This is a genomic window from Streptomyces sp. NBC_00414 (genome assembly GCF_036038375.1).
Taxonomy (GTDB): domain Bacteria; phylum Actinomycetota; class Actinomycetes; order Streptomycetales; family Streptomycetaceae; genus Streptomyces.
In genome coordinates this window covers 8,538,554-8,560,367 of sequence record NZ_CP107935.1, presented here as the reverse complement: position 1 = coordinate 8,560,367, position 21,814 = coordinate 8,538,554, and the positions used below count along the sequence as shown (strand labels likewise).

Genomic DNA, 21,814 nt, shown 5'->3' with positions numbered 1-21,814 from the left:
CCGCGTCGGCCCGCGTCGGCCCCGCGGGGACCCAACGCCCCCGGCCGCCCCACATGTCCCCCGCCGGTGTGCCGCCGCTGCCGACGTGGCTGGTCCCCCGCCCCCGGCTGACGGACCGTCTCTCGCAGGGCGTGCTCGGGCCGCTGACCGTGGTCGTGGGTCCGGTGGGAGCGGGCAAGTCGGCTCTCGCCATGGAGTGGGCGCACACCCGGCGTGCGCCGGGCCCGGTGGCCTGGGTCACCTGCGACGGGGCGGAGGAACAGCCCGACGTCTTCTGGCCGCGGGTCCTGACCGCGTTGCGCGAGGCGGGCGTCGAGCTGTCTGCGCGGTCCGCCGCGCCGCTGTCGGCAGGGCCGCTGTCCACCGGGCCGCTGTCCGCCGCACCGCTGTCCCCGGCCGCGGCCCCGCGCTTCGCCGTCCCCGGTGCCCACGCGCACGGCGTCGCCGGTCACGACGTCACGGCTCAGGGCGCGGGCCTCCACGGCGCCGCCGTCCACGGCCTCCCGCCCACGGGTGACGCACCGACGGGCGACGCGTACGACGACGGTGCCGCGGCCGGTCTCCCGCCCGAGACTCCGGAACCGAACGGCGGCACGCCCCGGAACACCGGCCTCCCCGTCACCTCTCTCGATGACACACCGCCGGCCCGCGGCGCCGCCGACGGGGTCGAACTGCCCGGCTTCCCGGCCGCGGCGGTACCGGCGGGCCCGGCGGGCGGACAGCCGCTGCTGGTGGCCGCCCTCGCGGCCGGGCTCGCCGCGCGGGACGAGCCGGTCGTGCTCGTACTGGACGACTTCCAGCCCGAGAGCGGCTCGCCGGTCGCCGAGGGCATGGTCCGGCTGCTCAGGCACGCGAGCCCCGCGCTGCGGCTGGTCGTGGTCTCCCGCCGGGACCCGCCGCTGCACCTCCACCGGTACCGGCTGGCCGGCGACCTCACCGAACTGCGCACCGGTGACCTCGCCTTCGACGACCGGGAGACGACGGCGCTGCTCGCACAGCACGGTGTCGAGGTGCCCCGGGCGGTGGTGAAGACGCTGCGCGAGCGGGCGGACGGATGGGCGGCGGGCCTGCGGCTGGCCGCCATGTCGATGCAGGGGCACCCTCACCCGGAGCGGTTCGTGGCGCGGTTCGCGGGCGAGGACGAGGCGATCGTCAGCTATCTCGTCGAGGAGGTCCTCGACGGCCAGCCCCCGGCGATGCGCCGGCTGCTGCTGACGACCAGTGTGCTGGACCATCTGAACGCCGAGCTGGCCACCCAGGTCGCGGGGCAGGAGGCGGGCCGGCACTTCGCGACGCTCGTCGCGCAGAGTTCCTTCCTTCAGCACATCGGCCAGGGATGGTACCGGTGCCACCGGATGTTCGGCGACGTACTGCGGGTGCGGCTGCGCCACGAGGCGCCGGACCTCGTGCCCGATCTGCACGGGCGGGCGGCCGAGTGGCTGGGCGAACACGGGCTCCTCGCGGAGGCCGTACGCCACGCCCTGGCCGCGGACGACCCCTGCTACGCCGATCGTCTCGTGGTGCATCAGCTGGCGATCGGGCAGGTTCTCGCACTGACGGCGAGCCGGCTGCCGGGCGAACTGCTGACGCGAAAGCCGCCCGCCGGCCCCACGGCGGCGTCCCGGCAGGCCCCCGGACCGGAGTCCGCGCTCGTCACCGCGGCGGCCTCGCTCGCCCGGGGTGACGGGCCGGCCTGCACGGAGTCCCTGGCACTCGCGGACCGGCTGATCGAGGAGCTGCCCCGGGGCGGCACCGACCGGATCGCCCGGTGCCGGCTGGCGCACTCCGTGATCCGTATGACGAGGGACCGGCCCCGGCATCTCACGGCGGCCAGGGCCGCCGCGGCGGACGCCGAGCGGCTGTTCACGCGGCTGCCGCGCGGCCTGCTGGAGGACCGGCCCGAACTGGTGGCGCTGACCCTGTCGATCCGTGGCCGTGCCGAGCTCCGGGAGGGTGACCTCAAGGCCGCCGAGGCGTCCCTGACCACGGCCCTCAAGTCCGCCTGCGCCGCCGAGAACGGCGTCCTGCGCCGGGACTGCCTCTCCGAACTGGCGCTGCTGGAGGTGCTGCGCGGTCGTTTCCGTGCCGCGGACCAGTTCGCCGGGCACGCCCGGCTTCCCGCGCCGCGCACCGGTGCGGAGCCGGACGCTTCACCGGCCGCACTGCACGTCGTACGGGCCTGGGTCGGTCTGACCCGCCTCGACGTGCCGCGAGCGCGGAACGAACTCGCCCGGGCCCGGGCGGCATCGCGCCAGGTGCCCGACCCCTTCGTCACGGGCGTCGGCTCGCTGGTCACCAAACTCGTGGCCGCGGTGGAGAACGGCGCCACGCGCCCCGAGGCCCTGGACGCCATCCCCGACATCACGGCGGACGGCTGGCTCGCCGAGGGGCTGCGGCAGTCGGTGCGGCACGCGTGCGCCGCCTCGCTCGGCGAGACGCGTGTCCACCGCCTCCCGGCACAGGCGGTGTCCGGCGCGCGCGGCATGCCGGATCCCCGGCCACGGGACGACCGGTCCCCGGTCGAGCCGCTCAGCGCGCGCGAACGCGAAGTGCTGCTCCATCTGGCGCAGATGATGACGACGGAGGAGATCGCCGACGAGCTGTACGTGTCGGTCAACACGGTGAAGACGCATCTCAAGAGCGTCTACCGCAAGCTCGCCGTGACCCGGCGGTCGGCCGCGGTACGGCGAGCCCGTGAACTCGAACTGCTCTGACGCGAACGACCGGGCGTTCAGATGAGCGCCAGTTGCCTCGCGCGGGCGACGGCCGCCGTACGCGACGACACCCTGAGTTTGCGGTAGACGGCCCGCACGTGGCTCTTGACCGTGTTGTGCGAGATGAAGAGTTCCGAGCCGATCTGCCGGAGCGGCACGTCCTCCTGGAGCCTGACGAGCACCGCGTGCTCGCGTTCCGTCAGGAGGCCGGCCGGCTTCGCGAGGTCCGGGCGTCCGGCGTCGCCGTCGGGCACGGCGGCCAGCGCGGCCGACGCCTCGTCCAGCAACATGTGTGTACTGCGCGGGTCGCCCGACTCGGCGGCGATGTCCATGAGTGCGTCGGCGACCCACACCAGACACGCGGTCACCACGGTGTCCGCGTCCTCGGCGGTCCGGTCCAGGGCCCGTAACTGCCCCTGCAGCACGGACACCCGCTCGAATTCCGGCCCGTCGGAGTGCGCTTGCCTTCCTCTCTGTCCGGCGTTCAGCACGGTGGGCATGTGACTCACCTCCTCGGCAGAGGGCGGAGAGCGGTACACAGCAACCGTGGGAGCTGGATCTTGGAACGGGAAGGGGACCAGCACCAATTCACCTCGATGCCGGACGGGATCTAAGGCGAGTTGGGGGAGGCGGACTCCGCACCGGGACCACGGCCCTCGGGCAATCGGCGCACTTCCACCAGTTCGAGTCCGAGGGCCTGAATGCGGTCCAGGATCCCGTACAGAGCCGCCTGGTCGAGCCGCGCGCCGTGCAGGACGGTCTCCGGCGGACTGACCGTGACCGTCAACTCGGCGAAGGCAGACCTGAAGGCCTGGGAGACCCTGCCCTTGATACGGATCTCGAAGTCGCCGCCCACGGGCCGCGCCTCGTCCCGCTCGGGTCCGGGGCGTTCCTCCGCCGTTCCCATGCCGCGTCACCTCCGCTGCCGGGGCCGGGTCACGTCACCATTCTCACAGGCTGTGCCGAGGACACATCACACAGCGGGGGTGACGGCGGCGGCCGCCTCGCACTCACTCCGTCACGACACTCATCCACAGCGGGTGAAGCTCAGCCCCTGGAACCGGCGGGATGCTCCTCCTCCCGACAAGGAGGTACCCGACATGGCTGAGCAGACTTCGACAGGGCAGACCCGGCAGGGCTCGCCCCCGCAGGAACCCCGGGTCAAGCCCCTGATGGTCGGCGGGGTCGTCTTCGCCGTCTGCATGATGGCCATCGTGGGCGCGTACCAGGTGTTCGTCGGCATGGGCGCGTTGATGGAGGACAACTTCTACACCCGGTCGAACGACTACCCGTACGACCTCAACATCAATGTGTGGGGCTGGGTCCACCTGATCTCCGGGATCGTCATCGTGGCCGCCGCCTTCACGGTGTTCAAGGGCAAGACGTGGGCGCGCGTCGTCGGGATCACGGTCGCCGCGCTGAGCGCGCTGGAGAACTTCTTCTTCACGCCGTACTACCCGATCTGGTCGATCCTGATCATCGCTTTCGACGTGCTGGTGATCTGGTCCCTGGCCTCCTACGGCCACGCGCAGGCCCACAAGGTGTACGGGGCGCCGCTGTAGCCCGGGTTCATCCACCGGACTCCGCCGACCGTGCGCGGCCGCCGGCCGACGGCAGGGCCAGCCGGGCGATCCGGGCCCAGTCGAGCCGGGGCAGCGGCCGGCGCATCCCCGGGCGGTGCCGCGGCACCAGGACGCGCAGCGCGCCCGGCCGGGCCTCGCAGCGCACGGGGACCCTCAGGTTCAGTGCCTCTCCGTCGACGCCGACCGGGATCAGCTCCCGGTCGGCGTCGACGACCACCTCGCGCGCCGTGACCCGGGTCAGCCCGGTGGCACGGCGCCCGCGCAGGAGTCCGGCGGCCTGGGCGGCACTGGTCACGTCGACACCGACGACCCCCAACTCGCCGCCGTCCAGCCGGGACCGGCGTCCGAGCCCGGCGATGTCGCCCGTGCCGTAGGGGTTGTTGCTCACCAGCAGTGCCTGCGGTTCGGCGAAGGCCGTCTCGTCCGCCCGGGCGGCAAGCCGCGCGCCCCGGTGGCCGATGAGCAGGTCGGGGAGGAGTTCCATGGTCGTACGGGTCTTGCCGTCGCGGTAGGACGGGCTCTGCACCACCTCGGCGTACGCCCCGAACGACACGTTGTTGACGAAGGGGTGGTCGGCCGCCCGGCCCAGGTCGACGCGGAGCAGCACCCCGTCGGTCAGCGCGTCGAGCGCCTTGGCCGGATCGTCGCGGTCGAGGCCCAGGTCGAGGGCGAAGTGGTTGCGGGTGCCGGCCGGCACCACGAGGAAGGGGATGCCGAGCGAGGCGGCGACATCGGCCACCAGTGCCTGGGTGCCGTCCCCGCCCGCGACGCCGAGCAGATCGGCGCCCTCGGCCGCGGCCTTGCGCGCCAGTTCGGCCACGTCGGTCTCGCCCGGTCCTTCGAGGAGGAGTACCTGCGCGCCCAGTGCCTCGGCCTTCTCCCGCAGTCCGAACCGCTCCACCTTCCCGCCGCCCGAGCGCGGATTCATGATCAGGACGGGGTGCCGGACCGGCGGGGCGGGGTGTTCCGGCGTCCGGGCCGGTCCGTCGGCACCGACGAGGGCGCTGCGGCCCGCCCCGACGGCGACCAGCAGCAGCGCCCCGGCCACGGCGACGACCCACGCCAGATGCGCCCGGGAGTACGCGACGACGATCCACACCGGTGCCGCGACGGCCAGGACCAGGGCGAGCAGACGCCACACGCTCCGCCGGGTCAGCACCCACCAGAGCGCCGCCGCGGTGACCGCCAGACCGGCCAGTCCCACGCCCAGCAGGGCGAAGGTCCGCAGTCCGGCGAACACGCCCAGCACCAGTACCGCCGCCGCGGCCGCCGCCAGCGCGCCGCGCGCCGACCACCGCTGCCCCCGTGTAGTGGGTTCCATGACGTCACGATCGTTCGTGGCCCGCCGGGGCGCATCACCCCTGGCAGGCGATCCGGCAGGCGATCCGGCCGGGGATCCCACGAGGGTGTCGGCGGGCGATCCGGCGGGGGATCCGCTGTGCGGTGGTGTGGGCAGTCCCAGCCGGGGGGCGAGGAACTCGTCGTGGGCGAGCACGTAACCGATGGCGATTCCGCCGGCGACGATCGCGAAGAAGAAGATGAGCCACGACAGCACCGTGAAGACCGAGCCGAGCGGCCCGTACCGTTCGACGCTCAGCGCCAGTGAACGCGGCAGCCAGAGCCCGGAGAACGCGGAGTACAGGACGACCCCGAGGCCGGTGAGCAGGGCGCCCGGCAGCAGTGGCAGCCACGCCACCCGCCCGGCCAGCAGCAGATGCTGCGTCCACCACCACATGAGGACCGCGGAGACGAGCTGCAGGGGGAACCCCAGAAGGGGCCCGGTGCCGAACCCGTCGCGCAGCGTTCCCTGGGACACCAGGACCGTGACCCAGACGAGGAGCCACACGCCCCAGCGCCACACCACCGTCCGCAGCCCGGAGCGCGGCAGGTGCCAGGAGCGCTCGCACAGCCGTTGCAGCGCCCGGCTGAAGGCGGTCGCGGACAGGAGCGCCACCAGCACGCCGACCGCGCCCCAGGCCTCCAGCGACTCGGCGGTGCCGTCGTAGACCTCGTCGACCTGGGTCAGGACCGGCCCCCTGGTGCCCAGCTGGTCGCGCAGCGTCCCCACCAGTTCCTGGCGGATCGCGGGCGGGGTGAAGGACGCGATGGCGAAGAGCATCGGCAGCGCGGCCAGGAAGGCCTGCGCGGCGAGACGGGTCGCCATGTCCAGGATGCTCACACTCACGAGCTGTCGGCCGACGGGACCCCCGATACGGCCCGTCACCATCCGGACGAGACCAGTGAACACCATGTCCGTGCCCTCCCGGCCCTTCGGAAACCTGTCGGCACGTCACCCTCTCCCCCGCCGGGCGGCCACGCCTCGCCCGGGACGGGTGACACGGACCCGGGGGGCCGTGCCGACGGTCCATCGCCTACCGTGCCGGTGTACCGACGACGAGGAGACGGTGATGACGCACGAAGCGCTGGTCATGGGGATCGGCGGCAAGGATCCGCAGGTGGACCCGGAGGCGTTCGTGGCGCCCACGTCCGTGGTCATCGGGGACGTCACCCTGCTTGCGGGTGCGAGCGTCTGGTACGGCGCGGTGCTGCGCGCGGACTGCGGTCCGATCGTGATCGGCGCCGACAGCAACGTCCAGGACAACTGCACGCTTCATGTCGACCCGGGTTTTCCGATCAGCATCGGTGAGCGGGTGTCCATCGGGCACAACGCCGTGGTGCACGGGGCGGTCGTCGAGGACGACTGTCTCGTGGGGATGGGGGCGACGATCCTGAACGGGGCGGTGATCGGGGCGGGGTCGCTCGTCGCCGCGCAGGCGTTGGTGCCGCAGGGTATGCGGGTCCCTCCGGGGGTGCTCGTCGCGGGTGTCCCGGCCAAGGTGAAGCGGGAACTCACCGCCGAGGAGCAGGAGGGTGTCTCCCTGAACGGCACGCTGTACGTCGAGCTGGCGAAGGCCCACCGGGTCGCCCACGAGGAGTAGGGCCGGGGGCCGATGGGCGGGTGCGGGTCCGCTGCCGCCGGGTGCGCCGGTCCCCGCGACCCTCAGACGTGCGGGTTCGTCGCCGCCGTGACCCTGAGGGACGGTCGGAGGGCTGTCAGTCTGTTGCGGGGACCGGCTCCGGCAGGGGCGTCTCCGGCTCGCGCTCCGCCGTCATCCTCTTTGCCTTGCGCTTCATGATCAGCATGGAGGCGACGCCGATGAGGACGGCGAGGACCAGGCCGAGCCAGGAGAAGCGCTTGAGCCAGGACTCGGCGACCACGCCCACGTAGTAGATGACCGCCGTGGTGCCGCCCGCCCAGACGATGCCGCCGAGGACGTTGGCGATCAGGAACTTCCAGTACGGCATGCGCAGCACACCCGCGAGCGGGCCCGCGAAGATCCGCAGCAGGGCGATGAAACGGCCGAAGAAGACGGCCCACATGCCCCACTTCTCGAAGGACCGCTCGGCGGTGGCGATATGGCCCTCGCCGAAGTGCTTGGGGAACTTCGCGCCCAGCCAGGCCAGCAGCGGGCGTCCGCCCTTGCGGCCGATGGCGTAGCCGATGGAGTCCCCGATGATGGCTCCGGCGGTCGCGCAGGCGCCGAGGATGACGGGGTTGATGTCACCGTGCTGGGAGGCGAGCAGCGCCGAGGAGACGAGGATGATCTCGCCCGGCAGCGGAATGCCCAGGCTCTCCAGGCCGATGACCAGGCCCACCAGCGCGTAGATGCTGACCGCAGGCACGGTCTCTAGCCACTCCTGGACGTGCAACGCCGGTTCCTCCCCATGCAACGCGGTCCGGGCCGGGCCCGGCGTGCGCTCGGTCGCGCGCACGCCGGGAAGCCTACCGGTTCACGCCCCCGGCCCGGAGACGCGTCGGGCGCTCACACGGCCGCCGTCGTCCTGAGTCGCAGGTCACGCGACGAGGCCCCGACCCACACGGTCCGCCGCCCGGTGCCGAGCACCCAGTCGTGCCGGCGCGCGTCCCACGAGGAGAGCGTGCGTTCGTCGACGGGCACGGTGATCCTGCGCGACTCCCCCGCCGCCAGCGCGAGCCGCCGGTAGCCGCTCAGCACCCGTACCGCCCGCTCGACCCTGAGGTCCGGCGAGGGGCCCACATAGACCTGCGGGATGTCGACGCCGTCCCGCCGCCCCGTGTTCCGCACGGTGAAGGCGACGTCCAGCCCGTCCCCGGTCCGTTCCACCGCCAGGTCCTCGTACACGAAGGAGGTGTACGAGAGTCCGTGCCCGAACGGGAACAGCGGCCGTACGCCCTTGGCGTCGTACCAGCGGTAGCCGGCGTGGATGCCCTCGGAGTACTCCTCGACGCCGCTCACGCCCGGGTAGCGGCGTGGTTCGCCGGCCACGGGGTGGTGGTCGTCGTCGAGCGGGAAGGACTGGGTGAGGCGTCCGCCGGGGTCGCAGTCGCCGAACAGGACGGCGGCGGTGGCCGCCGCGCCCTCCTGGCCCGGGTAGTACATCTGCAGCACGGCGGCGGTGCGCTCCAGCCACGGCATCGCGGTCGAGGACGAGGTGTTGAGGACGACGGTCGTGCGCGGGTTCGCCTCGGTCACCGCCTCGATCAGACGCGGCTGGTGGCCGGGGAGCGCGAGGGTCGTGCGGTCCTGGTTCTCGGTGGCGTCCTCGTACGCGAAGAGGACGACGCTGTGCGCGGCGGACGCGGCCCGCACGGCCTCGGCCACGTCCTGGGCGCGGGTCGCGCCGGTGACGCGCCGCAGCCGGAACGTCTGCCCCGTGTCCCCGCCCTTCGCGGTGATCTCGATCCGGTGCCTGCCTGCGGTGAGGTCGAGGGTCTTGCGCCGTACCGCGAGGCCGTCGGGGGCGGCCGACACCAGTCCGCCGGCGAACTGCTCGGCGAGCCCGGCCACCACCGGGAAGAGTTCCGTTCCGTCCAGGAGCACCTTGGGCCGCGTACCGGAGTAGTGAACGACGAAGGTCCACTCGTCGGCGTCCCCGACGGTGAGCGTTCCGTCGTACGTCCAGGTCTTCCCGGCGGCGACCCGCTGGGCCTCGGGGCTGATGCCCGCCGAGAGCGCCCTCTTCGGGAGGGGTTTGCCGTACAGGTCCTCGCCGAGTGCGTACGAGACCCGGGCGCCCTGGCCCGCGCGGGACCTGATGGCGTCGAGCGGGCTGTCGGCGTGGTCGGGGACGACGTGGGCGCTGCCGCCGCCGCTGACGAAGGGCAGGGAGCCGGTGGGGCCGACGACGGCGATGCTGCGGGCGGCCTCGCCGGTGAGGGGCAGGGCGGCGCTCCTGTTGTGCAGGAGGGTGGCGCCCGCCTTGGCGACCTCCAGGGCGACGGCCGCGCCCGCCGCCGGGTCGCGGCGCGGGCGGGGCGGGGCGCTGCCGTCGAGCAGGCCGAAGTCGTCCATCGCGGTGAGGACGCGGCGTACGGCCCGGTCGACGTACTCCTCCGAGACGCCGCCGTCCCGGACCGCCGTCTTCAGGGCGGCACCGAAGTACCTGCTGTTCGGCATCTCCATGTCGAGGCCCGCGGTGAGCGAGGCGACGGTGCTGTGGGCGGCGTACCAGTCGGTCATCACCCAGCCCTCGAAGCCCCAGCGGTCGCGCAGGATGCCGGTGAGGAGTTCCGCGTTCTCGCAGGCGTAGACGCCGTTGACCTTGTTGTAGGCGCCCATGGCGGCGCGGGCGCCGGCGCCGACGGCGGCCTCGAAGCCGCGCAGTTCGACCTCGTTGAGGGTCTGCTCGTCGACCCGGACGTCGACGGTCTCGCGGTCCTTCTCCTGGTTGTTCATCGCGTAGTGCTTGACGGTCGCGATGAGTCCCTCGCCCTGGATGCCCTTGATCTCCTCGGCGACGAGGTCGGCGGAGAGCAGCGGGTCCTCGCTGAAGGTCTCGAAGTTCCGGCCCGCGTACGGGGTGCGGACGAGGTTGACCATCGGGGAGAGCAGCACGTCCTGGCCCAGTGCGCGGCCCTCGTGGCCGATGACCCGGCCGTAGCGGCGGGCCAGGTCGGGGTCGAAGGCGGAGGCGAGCAGGACGGGCGCGGGCAGGGCGGTGGCGCGCTGCTTCACCCGGACACCGGCGGGGCCGTCGGCGAGGCGCAGGGGCGGGATGCCGAGCCGTTCCACACCGGGGACGTAGCCGGCCTGGCCCAAGGACTTCGGGTCGGTGGCGCCGTGCAGCAGGGAGATCTTCTCGTCCAGGGTGAGCCGGACGAGCAGGCCCTCGACGCGGGGGCCCGCGGCCGGCTCCCGCGTGGCCGCCCGGGCGGGGGCGGAGCTGCCGGTGGTGGCGGCGAGGGCCACCGCGGTCGCGCCGCCCAGCAGGCGCAGGGCGGACCGCCGGGACATGGGCCGCCGGCACACGGACCGCCGGGAGACAGGGTCGGACATGAGGCGTCACTCCTCGTCGGGTGCGGACACGAGGAGGTGAACCGCGGGGCGCGCGGGCGGCCGTCCTGGTTCGCCCTCCGGACGCACTATGCGACAAAAGTGACTTGACGGTCCGTTAGGCGCCACTGTCGGCAGAAAATATGACACCGACGGAAGCGCGGGGAACGTGTCCGTGCCATGCCGCCCGCTCAGCCCGTTCAGCCCGCTCAGATCGACGGACCGGCCAGCGACTGCTCGGTCCAGATGATCTTGCCGTCCTGGGTGTAGCGGGTCCCCCAGCGCTGAGTGCACTGGGAGATCAGGAAGAGGCCGCGGCCACCCTCGTCGGTGGTCTTCGGATGGCGCAGGTGCGGCGCCGTGGGGCTGGCGTCCCACACCTCGCAGACCAGGGTCCTCGACATGATCAGCCGCAGCCTGATCGGGCCGTTCGCGTGCCGGATCGCGTTGGTGAACAGCTCGCTGACGACGAGTTCGGTCGTGAAGGTCAGCTCGTCGAGACCCCATTCGCACAGCTGGCGCGAGGTGCGCTTGCGGACCTCGGCGACCGAGGCCCGGTCACCGGGCAGTTCCCAGGAGACCACCCGGTCCGCGGGCAGGCGGCGGGCACGGGCCATCAGCAGCACCACGTCGTCCGGCGGGCGCGCCGGGACCAGGGCGTCCACCACGGCCCGGCAGCCGTCGTCGAGGCCCGGGGCCCGCCGTTCGAGTACGCGGCGCAGCCGCTCCCGGTCCGCGGCGGCGTCCCGTCTGCCCGCGGGCCCCTCGGCGGCGAGCAGGCCGTCGGTGCACAGGGCGAGCACGCTGCCCTCCGCGAGCCACAGCTCGACCGACTCGAAGGGCGGACCGCCGACGCCCAGCTCGGGCCCCGGCGGCAGTCCGGGGAAGTCCACCGTGCCGTCCGGGGTGACGACGGCGGGCAGACCGTGGCCCGCGGCGGCAATCGACAGCCGGCCGCCGACCGGGTCGTACACGGCGTACAGACAGCTGGCGCCCCTGGCCTGTACGCCGTCGGCGCGGGACGCCGTCTCCGGGTCGTCCTCCTGTCCGGCCCGGTCGACCAGGTCGTCGAGGTGGGCCAGCACCTCCTCGGGCGGCAAATCCAGGTCGGCGAGGGTCTGCACGGCGGCGCGCAGCCGGCCCATGGTGGCGGCGGCCTCGATGCCGTGCCCGACCACGTCGCCCACCACCAGCGCGACCCGGGCGCCCGACAGCGGGATGACGTCGAACCAGTCCCCGCCGAGGCCCGTCAGCTCGTCGGCCGGCCGGTAGCAGGCGGCGACCTCCATCGCGTCCTGTTCGGGGAGCCGGTGCGGCAGCAGATGGCGCTGCAGGACCAGCGCCGCGTCGCGTTCGCGGGTGTAGCGGCGGGCGTTGTCGAGGCACAGGGCGGCGCGGGCCACGAACTCCTCGGCGAGGACCAGGTCGTCGTGGTCGAAGGGCTCCTTGCGGCGGCGCCGGAAGAACGTGGTGATGCCGAGCGTGGTGCCGCGCGCCTTGATCGGCACGATCATCGCGCTGTGCGGTCCGGGGCCGAGGAAGGTGGCGGCCTCGCCCTGGGGCAGGTCGGCGGTCCACTCCCCGGCCGGCGGGTCGAGGCGTTCCTCGATCCAGGACCTGCCGCCGGTCAGGGCGGTGATCGGGGGTGCGCCTGCGAGGTACCGGGCCACCTGCCCGATACCGACGGAGGTCTCCGGAACGCCCTCGTCGACCGACTGGTGGCCCGCCCTGCGCAGCGGCACGGCGTCCGGCCCGCCGGGCGGCCCGTTCATCGGCCCGGGAACGAGTTCGCCGCCTTCGAGGACGGTCTCCAGCAGGTCGACGGTGACGAAGTCGGCGAGGCCCGGCACGGCGACATCGGCCAGTTCCTGGGCGGTCCTGGTGACGTCCAGGGTGCGGCCGATGCGTTTGCCCGCCTGGTCCAGGAGGGTGAGGCGGTCACGGGCCCGGTAGCGCTCGGTGACGTCGACGACGGTGTAGTACACGCCGAGCGGGTTGCCGTGGTCGTCGTCGAGGCGGGTGAAGGACATGGCGTGCGCGGTCTCCCGGTGCGGTGCCGAGCGGACCGTGCCGACGTGTTCGTAGCCCGCGACGGTCTCACCGGTCTCCAGGACCTGGCGCATCACCGCCTCCAGGGCCTCGGCGTCCAGGCCGGGCTGTATGTCCGCGAGCCGTTTGCCGATGCGCGCGCGCCCGGGACCGCCGCCGAACTGCTCCAGGGCGGCGTTCGACCAGACGAACCGCAGGTCGGTGTCGACGATGGCTATGCCGATCGGCGAGTGGGCGGCCATCCGCTCCAGCACCCCGCGGCTCATGCCCCAGCCCGGGGTGCCCGCCGTGTCGGCGGCCAGGGCCACCCAGCGGCGCGGGCCGTCCGCCGCCTCGACGGCGGGCAGCACCCGTACGGTGGCGACGACCGGGTGGCCGTCCCGGTGGCGCACCGCGAGGAGCCCGGTCCAGCGGCCGTCCCGCACACACCGGCGGGCCAGGCCGGGCAGGCGCGCGGCGTCCTCGGGCATCAGCAGGTCCGCCGCCGAACGGCCCACGGCCTCGGCGCCGCGGTAGCCGAACAGCCGTTCGGCGTCCGCGGTCCAGCCGGACACCGCCACGTGGGCGTCCAGCAGCACCACCGCGGCGTCCGACACGTCGAACCGACGCGCCGCCCCGCCGCTCTCCTCGCTCGTCGACACCCTGACCCTCTCCGTCGCTGGGAGTGGTCTTCCCGTGCGCCACGCTCGGTGCACCCATGGTGCACGGGCCCAACGTACCGCCGGGAAGGGCCTTCGAGCCCGGCAACCGCATCCGATCAGGGGCGGAAGGGCCGACGGGTCAGGGGCGGACGAGCAACTGGAAGTCGAAGGTGTAGCGGGTCGCCCGGTAGACGTGGGTCCCGTACTCCACGGCCCGCCCGGTGTCGTCGTAGGCCGTGCGCCGCATGGTGAGCAGTGCGGCTCCCGCGGGCTCGTCGAGCAGAGCGCCCTCCTCCGCGGTGGCGCTGCGGGCGCCCACGGTCTGGTGGGCGCTGTGCAGGGTGATTCCCGCGGCCTTCATCAACCGGTAGAGGCCGGTCGCCTCCAGCCTTTCGGTGTCCAGGTCGAGGAGGGCCGCGGGCAGGTGGTTGCGGAGGTGGGCCACGGGTTCGCCATGGGTGTAGCGCAGCCGTTCGAGCACGATGACGTCCCGGCCCTCGGGGATGCCGAGGGCCGCGGCGACCTCCGCCGAGGCCGACTCGATCTCGTTGCGCAGCACCTGGGTGCCCGGGCTCTGTCCGGCGGCGGCGAGGTCGTCGTACAGGCTGCTCAGTTCCAGTGAGCGCCGGACCTGGCTGTGCACCACCTGGGTGCCGATGCCCCGGCGGCGTACCAGCAGGCCCTTCTCCACCAGGGACTGGATCGCCTGGCGGACGGTGGGCCGGGACAGGCCGAGCCGCGCGGCGATGTCCACCTCGTTGCCCAGCAGGTCGCCCGGGGCGAGCGCCCCGTGCTCGATCGCGGACTCCAGCTGCTGGGCGAGCTGGTAGTAGAGCGGGATCGGGCTGCCCCGGTCCAGGGCGACCTCCAGGCGGTCGAAGGCCCCGGCGGTGGCCGGACGTGTGGTTCCGGTCTCTGCCACTCGTGCCCCTCCCATCGGATGTACGTGCGTACGTGGTGTGCGTCGGAGCGTCAGGAGTTGCTGGGGAAACCGAGGTTGATGCCGCCGCCGTCGGCCGGGTCGGGCCAGCGGGTGGTGATGACCTTGCCCTGGGTGTAGAAGGCGACGCCGTCGTTGCCGTAGATGTGGTGGCCGCCGAAGAGGGAGTCCTTCCAGCCGCCGAAGGAGTGGTAGCCGACCGGGACGGGGATCGGCACGTTGACGCCGACCATGCCCGCCTGGACCTCCAGCTGGAAGCGGCGGGCCGCGCCGCCGTCCCGGGTGAAGATCGCGGTGCCGTTGCCCCAGCGGGAGGCGTTGATCAGCGCGATGCCCTCGTCGTACGTCTCGGCGCGGACCACGCACAGCACCGGGCCGAAGATCTCGTCCCGGTACGCGTCCGCGGTGACCGGGACCCTGTCGAGCAGCGAGACGCCGAGGAAGAAGCCGTCCTCGTGACCGGGCACGGTGAGGCCGGTGCCGTCCACGACGACCTCGGCGCCCTGGGCGGCGGCGCCCGCCACGTACGAGGCGACCTTGTCGCGGTGCTCGCGGGTGATGAGCGGGCCCATCTCGGAGGACGGGTCGTCGCCGGGGCCGATCTTCAGGCCCTTGGCCCGCTCGGCGATCTTGCCGACCAGCTCGTCGCCGGTGTCGCCGACCGCGACGACGACCGAGACGGCCATGCAGCGCTCGCCTGCCGAGCCGTACGCGGCGTTGATGGCCTGGTCGGCGGCGAAGTCCAGGTCGGCGTCGGGCAGCACGAGCATGTGGTTCTTGGCGCCGCCGAGGGCCTGCACGCGCTTGCCGTGCTCGATGCCCTTGATCTGGATGTACTTGGCGATGGGAGTGGAGCCGACGAAGGAGACGGCCGTGATGTCCGGGTGCTCCAGGAGCCGGTCGACGGCCGCCTTGTCGCCGTGGACGACGTTGAGCACGCCGTCGGGCAGTCCGGCCTCGGAGGCCAGTTCGGCCAGCCGGTAGGAGGCGGAGGGGTCCTTCTCGCTCGGCTTGAGCACGAAGGTGTTGCCGCACGCGACGGCCAGCGGGAACATCCACATCGGCACCATGGCCGGGAAGTTGAACGGCGTGATGCCCGCGACGACCCCGAGCGGCTGGCGGATCGAGGCCACGTCGACCCGGGTGGAGACCTGGGTGGACAGCTCGCCCTTCAGCAACTGCGGTACGGAGCAGGCGAGTTCGACGATCTCCATGCCGCGGGCGACCTCGCCGAGCGCGTCGGAGTGCACCTTGCCGTGTTCGGCGGTGATCAGCTCGGCGATCTCGTCGCGGTGCGCGTCGAGCAGTTCGCGGTACTTGAAGAGGACCGAGGTGCGCTTGGCCAGCGAGGCGGTGCCCCAGCTCTCGAAGGCGGCCTTGGCGGAGGCGACGGCGGCGTCCACCTCGTCCACGGAGGCGAAGGGCACCTGCTTCTCCTGGGCGCCCGTGGCCGGGTTGTAGACGGGGCCGAAGCGGTCGGAGGCACCCGCGACGGGCTTCCCGCCGATCCAGTGGTCGATGTTCTTCATGCGGTGCCGGTCCTTTTCATGAGCGGGGCGAGCGGGGGGGGCGGGATCAGAGGTGGCGGCGGCGGTCGGCGATCTGCTCGTCGTAGGTCGCGCGGGCACTGGTGGCGGCCTCGCGGGAGGCGACCTCGGCGACCGGTACGTCCCACCAGGCCTCGGCGCCGGGCGCGGTGGGCGTCGGGTCGGTCTCGACGTACACACACGTCGGCCGGTCTGACGCGCGAGCGGTGGCCAGGGCGTCGCGCAGTTCGCGCACGGTCTTGGCGCGCAGGACGTCCATGCCGAGACTGGCGGCGTTGGCGGCCAGGTCGACCGGCAACGGGTCGCCGGTGAAGGAGCCTCCCCCAGACTTCGTCCGGGGGGACCCCCAGACGCGGTAGCGGTAGGCGGTGCCGAAGCGCTCGGCGCCGACCGCCTCGGAGAGGCCGCCGATGGACGCGTAACCGTGGTTCTGGATCAGCACCAGGTTGACGGGCAGTCCCTCCTGGACGGCCGTGACGATCTCGGTCGGCATCATGAGGTACGTGCCGTCGCCGACCAGCGACCAGACGGGCGTGCCCGGGGCGGCCTGCTGGACGCCGATGCCGGCCGGGATCTCGTAGCCCATGCAGGAGTAGCCGTACTCCAGGTGGTACTGGCGAGGACTGCGCGCACGCCAGAGCTTGTGCAGGTCGCCGGGGAGCGAGCCGGCCGCGTTGATCACCACGTCGTCGTCGCCGACCACGGAGTCCAGGGCGCCGAGGACCTGCGTCTGGGTGGGGACGGCGTGCTCGTCGTCGGCCCGGTAGACCGAGTCGACGACCTGCTCCCAGCGCTCCTTGCCGGCGCGGTACTCGGCCTCGTACGCCTCGTCCACGCGGTGGCCGGAGAGCGCCTCGGTGAGGGCATCCAGACCGGCGCGGGCGTCGGCTACCAGGGTCCGCGCGCTGAGCTTGTGCGCGTCGAAGGCGGCGACGTTGAGGTTCACGAACCGGACGCCCGGCTCCTGGAACAGCGTGCCGGAGGCGGTGGTGAAGTCCGTGTAGCGGGTGCCGACGCCGATGACCAGGTCGGCGGTGCGGGCCAGGTCGTCGGCGACCGCGGTGCCGGTGTGGCCGATGCCGCCGACGTCGGCGGGGTGGTCGTGGCGCAGCGAGCCCTTGCCCGCCTGGGTGGACGCGACCGGGATGCCGGTGGCCTCGACGAACGCCTTGAGGGCCGGCTCGGCCTCGCTGTGGTGGACTCCGCCGCCCGCGACGATCAGGGGGCGCCGGGAGCCGCGTACGGCTTCCACCGCGGCGGCCAGCTCGGCCTGTTCGGGCGCCGGGCGGCGCACGTGCCAGGTCCGCTCGGCGAAGAACTCCTCGGGCCAGTCGTACGCCTCGGCCTGGACGTCCTGCGGCAGGGCGAGGGTGACAGCGCCGGTGTCGACGGGGTCGGCGAGCACCCGCATCGCGTTGAGGGCCGAGGGGATGAGCGCCTCGGGGCGGTGGACGCGGTCGAAGTAGCGGGAGACCGGGCGCAGGGTGTCGTTGACGGACAGGTCGGCCTCGACCGGGTGCTCCAGTTGCTGGAGCAGCGGGTCGGCGACGCGGGTCGCGAAGTAGTCGCCGGGCAGGAGCAGCACGGGCAGGCGGTTGACCGTGGCCAGGGCCGCGCCGGTGACGAGGTTGGTCGCGCCGGGGCCGATGGAGGTGGTGACGGCCTGGGCGGAGAGCCGGTTGAGCTGGCGGGCGTAACCGACCGCGGCGTGCACCATGGCCTGTTCGTTGCGGCCCTGGTGGAAGGGCATGATCTCCTCGCCGGCCTCCAGGAGCGCCTGGCCGAGGCCCGCCACGTTGCCGTGGCCGAAGATCCCCCAGGTACCGGCGATCAGCCGGTGCCGTTCGCCGTCGCGTTCGGTGTACTGCGCGGCCAGGAAACGCACCAGTGCCTGGGCGACGGTCAGGCGGAGGGTGGAGCGGCTCATCGGTTCCTCACTCGGATGCGGAGGTGGCGGGGTGGACGGAGGTCAGGAGGTCAGCCGGGGGTCGACCGGCTGGCTCGGCCAGGTGTCGCGGATCCAGGCGTGGTCGGGGTGGTCGCAGATCAACCAGGCCCGGTCGGCGCCGGGGCCCGCCATGACGTTGAGGTAGTACATGTCGTGGCCGGGCGAGGCGATCGAGGGGCCGTGCCAGCCGTCCGGGATGAGGACGACGTCTCCGCCGCGGACCTCGGCGAGCACGTCCGTGCCGCCGCCGTTGCCGGAGGGCGAGACGCGTTGGTAGCCGAGCCCGGGGGTGCCCTCGTGGTCGGCGATCTCGAAGTAGTAGATCTCCTCCAGCTCGGACTCCTCGCCCGGCCGGTTCTCGTCGTGCTTGTGCGGCGGGTACGAGGACCAGTTGCCGCCGGGGGTGATCACCTCGACCGCGATGAGCTTGTCGCACTCGAAGACCCCGGCCGCGCCGAAGTTGTGCACCTTGCGGGAGCAGTTGCCGCTGCCGCGCAGTTCGACGGGCACGGACTCGGCGGGGCCGTAGCGGGCGGGCAGGCGGCGCTCGCAGCGGGCCCCGGTGAGCGCGAAGCGGCCGCCCTCGTGGGAGGTGAGGGCCGCGGTCGCGTCCCTGGGCACATAGACGAAGTCGCTGACGCCGCTGAATACGTCCGGGCGGCCGTGCAGTACGAACTCGTCCTGGCCGTAGTCGTCCGTGACGGCGACGGTGCAGCCGCCGCCGAGCGAGGTGACGATCCACTCGCTGTCCCCGGCGGTGAACAGGTGCGTGCCGCCGGGCGGCAGTTCGAGGACACGGAGGCTGGAGTGGTCCCAGCCCGCGCTCTCCGGGGTGACGTCCACGGCGTACGGGCCGCTCGCGGCCTTGCCCGCGGGCAGGTGGTGTGCGCTGGTCATGAGTGGTCCTTCCGGTCTCCGGTCACGACGGGCCGATCCGCGCTCAGAGCAGGCCGACCGCGGTGTCCACCGCGGTCTCCACGTCGCCCTCGGCGGGATAGAGCAGGGAACGGCCGACGACCAGGCCCTGGACGGTGGGCAGCCGCAGGCACTTGCGCCACTTCTCGTACGCGCCCTCCTGGTCCCCGCCGACCTCGCCGCCGAGCAGGACGGCGGGCAGCGTGGAGGTCTCCAGCGCGGCGGCCATGTCGTCCGGGTCGCTGGTGACGGGCAGTTTCAGCCAGGTGTACGCGGAGGTGCCGCCGAGGCCGGAGGCGATGGCGATGGAGCGGGTGACGGCCTCCGCGGAGAGGTCGTTGCGGACCTTCCCCTCGACGCGGCGGGAGATGAACGGCTCGACGAACACGGGCAGTCGGCGCGCGGCCATGTCGTCGATCGCGCGGGCGGTGGACTCCAGCGTGGTCAGCGAGCCGGGGTCGTCGTAGTCGATGCGCAGCAGCAGCTTGCCCGCGTCGAAGTTCAGCCGCTCGATGTCCTCGGCACGGTGGCCGGTGAAGCGGTCGTCCATCTCGAAGGCGGCGCCGGCCAGGCCGCCGCGGTTCATGGAGCCCATGACGACCTTGTTCTCCAGCGCGCCGAGCAGCAGGAGGTCGTCCAGGATGTCGGCGGTGGCGAGCACCCCGTCCACGCCCGGCCGGGACAGCGCGACGCACAGGCGCTCCAGCAGGTCCGCGCGGTTGGCCATGGCCAGTCTGCGGTCGCCGACGCCGAGCGAACCGCGGGCCGGGTGGTCGGCGGCCACGATCATGAGGCGGCCGCTGTCGCCGACGAGGGGACGCCGGCCGCGGCGGGCGGCCGCTTCGGCCACGGCCTCCGGGTGCCGGGCACGCACCCTGACGAGGTCGGGGATGGTGATGCTCAAGGGTTGGCTCCGTTCGGGGTGGCGGCGTCAGCCGCGGGAGTTCTGGCCGCGCGAGGTGACGAGGTCCTCGACCTCGGCGGCGGTCGGCATCGCGGAGGAGCAGGCGAGGCGGGAGGCGACCAGCGCGCCGGCGGCGTTGGCGTACCGCATCGTCTTCTCCAGTTCCCAGCCGGCCAGCAGGCCGTGGCAGAGCGAGCCGCCGAACGCGTCGCCCGCGCCGAGGCCGTTGACCACCTCGACGGGTACGGGCGGCACCTCGGCGGTGGTGCCGTCGCGGTGGACGGCGAGGACGCCCTTGGGGCCCTGCTTGACGACGGCCAGTTCCACACCGGCTTCGAGGAGGGCGTCGGCGCAGGCCCGCGGTTCGCGGACGCCGGTGGCGATCTCGCACTCGTCGAGGTTGCCGACGGCGACGGTGACGTGCCGCAGTGCCTCGGTGTAGTACGGGCGGGCCTCGGCCGGGTCCTTCCAGAACATGGGGCGCCAGTCGAGGTCGAAGACGGTGGTGCCGGCCTTGTCGCGGGCCTTGAGGGCGGCGAGGGTGGCCGAGCGGCTGGGCTCCTCGCTCAGTCCGGTGCCGGTGATCCAGAAGATCTTCGCGGCCCGGAGCGCGAAGAAGTCCAGTTCGTCGGTGCGGATCACCAGGTCCGGTGCCTTGGGCTGCCGGTAGAAGTACAGCGGGAAGTCGTCGGGCGGGAAGATCTCACAGAACGTGACCGGTGTCGGGTACTCCTCGACCGGGGTGACCCAGCGGTCGTCGACCCCGAATTCCTTGAGAGCCTGGTGCAGATAGGCTCCGAAGGGATCATCGCCGGTACGGCTGACGATTGCTGTGGCGCGCCCGAGACGTGCCGCCGCGACCGCCACGTTGGCCGCCGAACCGCCGAGGAACTTGCCGAAGGTCTCGACGCGTGCGAGCGGTACGCCGGTCTGCAGAGGATAGAGATCGACCCCGATGCGACCCATGGTGATCAGGTCGAAGGACTCGGTCATACGCGTCGCTCCTCGTGGTGGCTGCGGACTTGTGGGGGTGCGGGATGCAGGGGACCGGTGTGTCCTAGGTGTAAGACCGGGAGCCGAGCCATGTCAAGACTTTGTACTTACATTCTCACGTGATCGTGAAATGATGTCTTAACAAAGTATTGACAGCGGGGTATATCAGGGACTTACATCCCCTCCCAACAGCACAGCGCCTTTTTGCTCCCTCTCCCCTGTCGCACAGTGAGGTGCCGGAAAGATGGACCGCACGTCTCGCCCCCGTTCCCGCAGAATCGCCCTCGCCGCCGCGGCCGCCGCGGCGGCCCTGATAGTCACCGGTTGCTCCAGCGACTCCGGTGGCAAGAAGGCCGAGGAGGACTCGGGCAACGCGTCGGCCGGCAAGGCCGACACCCCCCGTATGAAGATCGCGATGATCACCCACGCGGCCCCCGGTGACACCTTCTGGGACCTCGTCCGCAAGGGAGCGGAGACCGCCGCCGCCAAGGACAACGTCGAACTGGTCTACTCCAACAACCCGGACTCGGCGAAGCAGGCCAACCTCGTCCAGAACGCCATCGACCAGAAGGTCGACGGCATCGCGGTCACCCTCTCCAAGCCCGACGCCATGAAGTCCGTGGTCGCCAAGGCCGAGAAGGCCGGCATCCCCGTCGTCGGGCTCAACGGAGGCATCGACGACTGGAAGGAGCAGGGGCTCCTGTCCTACTTCGGCCAGGACGAGTTCGTCGCCGGTGAGGCCTTCGGCGAGAAGCTCAACGAGCTCGGCTCCAAGAACAACATCTGCGTCATCCACGAGCAGGGCAGTGTCTCCCTTGAGGCGCGCTGCGCCGGTGTGAAGAAGACGTTCAAGGGCAAGACCACGACCCTCAACGTGAACGGCACGAACATGCCGTCCGTGAAGTCGACGATCAACGCCAAGCTCAAGCAGGACACGTCGATCGACTACGTGGTCACGCTCGGCGCCCCGTTCGCCCTGACCGCCGTGCAGTCCGTGGACGACGCGGGCAGCAAGGCGAAGGTGGCGACCTTCGACCTGAACAAGGAGATGGTGGACGCCGTCAAGAGCGGCGACATCGCGTTCGCCGTCGACCAGCAGCCGTACCTGCAGGGCTACCTGTCGGTGGACTCGCTGTGGCTCTACAAGACCAACGGCAACTTCAGCGGTGGTGGCCAGGAGCCCGTGCTGACCGGCCCGGCGTTCGTCGACAAGGAGAACGTTGACGACATAGCGAAGTTCGCCGCGAAGGGTACTCGGTGACACCC

The 21,814-nt window shown here is 72.4% G+C and carries 16 protein-coding genes and 1 pseudogene; 4 read left to right on the top strand and 13 right to left on the bottom strand.

Annotated features, from left to right (window positions below; translation table 11 throughout):
- Positions 1 to 53 precede the first annotated feature (53 nt).
- Positions 54 to 2,714 carry a LuxR C-terminal-related transcriptional regulator gene (locus tag OHS59_RS37270; protein ID WP_328497733.1) on the top strand — a complete coding sequence of 887 codons (2,661 nt, stop codon included), beginning with the start codon at positions 54 to 56 and terminating at the stop codon, positions 2,712 to 2,714.
- Positions 2,715 to 2,731: 17 nt separating this feature from the next.
- Here the strand turns inward: OHS59_RS37270 and OHS59_RS37265 are convergent, their stop codons facing one another.
- A complete protein-coding gene (locus OHS59_RS37265) occupies positions 2,732 to 3,214 on the bottom strand; it encodes a LuxR C-terminal-related transcriptional regulator (RefSeq protein ID WP_328497732.1) in 483 nt (160 codons plus the stop codon).
- Positions 3,215 to 3,324: 110 nt separating this feature from the next.
- Positions 3,325 to 3,621 (bottom strand): hypothetical protein, encoded by a 297-nt coding sequence (locus tag OHS59_RS37260; protein ID WP_328497731.1) that lies wholly within the window; start codon positions 3,619 to 3,621, stop codon positions 3,325 to 3,327.
- A gap of 193 nt (positions 3,622 to 3,814) precedes the next feature.
- Between OHS59_RS37260 and OHS59_RS37255 the strand changes: the two genes are divergently transcribed.
- Positions 3,815 to 4,276 (top strand): DUF7144 family membrane protein, encoded by a 462-nt coding sequence (locus OHS59_RS37255; protein ID WP_328497730.1) that lies wholly within the window; start codon positions 3,815 to 3,817, stop codon positions 4,274 to 4,276.
- A gap of 7 nt (positions 4,277 to 4,283) precedes the next feature.
- Here OHS59_RS37255 and OHS59_RS37250 read toward each other — a convergent pair whose 3' ends face one another.
- Together OHS59_RS37250 and OHS59_RS37245 are read right to left on the bottom strand one after the other, a co-directional pair.
- Entirely contained in the window at positions 4,284 to 5,618 is a 1,335-nt protein-coding gene (locus tag OHS59_RS37250) for a diacylglycerol/lipid kinase family protein (protein ID WP_328499505.1), read from the bottom strand.
- Positions 5,619 to 5,792: 174 nt separating this feature from the next.
- Positions 5,793 to 6,461 (bottom strand): annotated as a pseudogene (locus OHS59_RS37245) (YhjD/YihY/BrkB family envelope integrity protein); the annotation flags it as partial.
- A 244-nt stretch (positions 6,462 to 6,705) separates the two neighbouring features.
- Between OHS59_RS37245 and OHS59_RS37240 the strand changes: the two are divergent.
- Positions 6,706 to 7,236 (top strand): gamma carbonic anhydrase family protein, encoded by a 531-nt coding sequence (locus tag OHS59_RS37240; protein ID WP_328497729.1) that lies wholly within the window; start codon positions 6,706 to 6,708, stop codon positions 7,234 to 7,236.
- Positions 7,237 to 7,351: 115 nt separating this feature from the next.
- Here OHS59_RS37240 and OHS59_RS37235 read toward each other — a convergent pair whose 3' ends face one another.
- The 9 genes from OHS59_RS37235 to iolC all read right to left on the bottom strand — a co-directional run bounded on the left by OHS59_RS37235 (position 7,352) and on the right by iolC (position 20,548).
- The gene (locus tag OHS59_RS37235) at positions 7,352 to 8,008 is read right to left on the bottom strand and encodes a DedA family protein (RefSeq protein WP_328499504.1); all 657 of its coding nucleotides are present in this window, start codon (positions 8,006 to 8,008) and stop codon (positions 7,352 to 7,354) included.
- A gap of 113 nt (positions 8,009 to 8,121) precedes the next feature.
- Entirely contained in the window at positions 8,122 to 10,614 is a 2,493-nt protein-coding gene (locus OHS59_RS37230; RefSeq protein ID WP_328497728.1) for a beta-glucosidase family protein, read from the bottom strand.
- A gap of 206 nt (positions 10,615 to 10,820) precedes the next feature.
- Positions 10,821 to 13,301 carry a SpoIIE family protein phosphatase gene (locus tag OHS59_RS37225; protein ID WP_328497727.1) on the bottom strand — a complete coding sequence of 827 codons (2,481 nt, stop codon included), beginning with the start codon at positions 13,299 to 13,301 and terminating at the stop codon, positions 10,821 to 10,823.
- 139 nt (positions 13,302 to 13,440) lie between these two features.
- Positions 13,441 to 14,223, bottom strand: a complete 783-nt coding sequence (locus OHS59_RS37220) for a GntR family transcriptional regulator (protein ID WP_328497726.1) — start codon at positions 14,221 to 14,223, stop codon at positions 13,441 to 13,443.
- A 50-nt stretch (positions 14,224 to 14,273) separates the two neighbouring features.
- Positions 14,274 to 15,770: a CoA-acylating methylmalonate-semialdehyde dehydrogenase gene (locus tag OHS59_RS37215; RefSeq protein ID WP_328497725.1), complete on the bottom strand. Its 1,497-nt coding sequence runs from the start codon at positions 15,768 to 15,770 to the stop codon at positions 14,274 to 14,276.
- Between the two features lie 46 nt (positions 15,771 to 15,816).
- The gene (gene iolD / locus OHS59_RS37210) at positions 15,817 to 17,715 is read right to left on the bottom strand and encodes a 3D-(3,5/4)-trihydroxycyclohexane-1,2-dione acylhydrolase (decyclizing) (protein WP_328497724.1); all 1,899 of its coding nucleotides are present in this window, start codon (positions 17,713 to 17,715) and stop codon (positions 15,817 to 15,819) included.
- A gap of 42 nt (positions 17,716 to 17,757) precedes the next feature.
- Positions 17,758 to 18,633: a 5-deoxy-glucuronate isomerase gene (iolB, locus tag OHS59_RS37205; protein ID WP_328497723.1), complete on the bottom strand. Its 876-nt coding sequence runs from the start codon at positions 18,631 to 18,633 to the stop codon at positions 17,758 to 17,760.
- A 43-nt stretch (positions 18,634 to 18,676) separates the two neighbouring features.
- On the bottom strand, positions 18,677 to 19,555 hold the full coding sequence (locus tag OHS59_RS37200) for a Cgl0159 family (beta/alpha)8-fold protein (RefSeq protein ID WP_328497722.1): 879 nt from the start codon (positions 19,553 to 19,555) through the stop codon (positions 18,677 to 18,679).
- Between the two features lie 27 nt (positions 19,556 to 19,582).
- Complete coding sequence (gene iolC / locus OHS59_RS37195; protein ID WP_328497721.1) at positions 19,583 to 20,548, bottom strand: 5-dehydro-2-deoxygluconokinase; 966 nt, start codon at positions 20,546 to 20,548, stop codon at positions 19,583 to 19,585.
- 244 nt (positions 20,549 to 20,792) lie between these two features.
- Between iolC and OHS59_RS37190 the strand changes: the two genes are divergently transcribed.
- Positions 20,793 to 21,809, top strand: coding sequence for a sugar ABC transporter substrate-binding protein (locus tag OHS59_RS37190; RefSeq protein WP_328497720.1), 1,017 nt, complete (start codon positions 20,793 to 20,795; stop codon positions 21,807 to 21,809).
- Positions 21,810 to 21,814 lie beyond the last annotated feature (5 nt).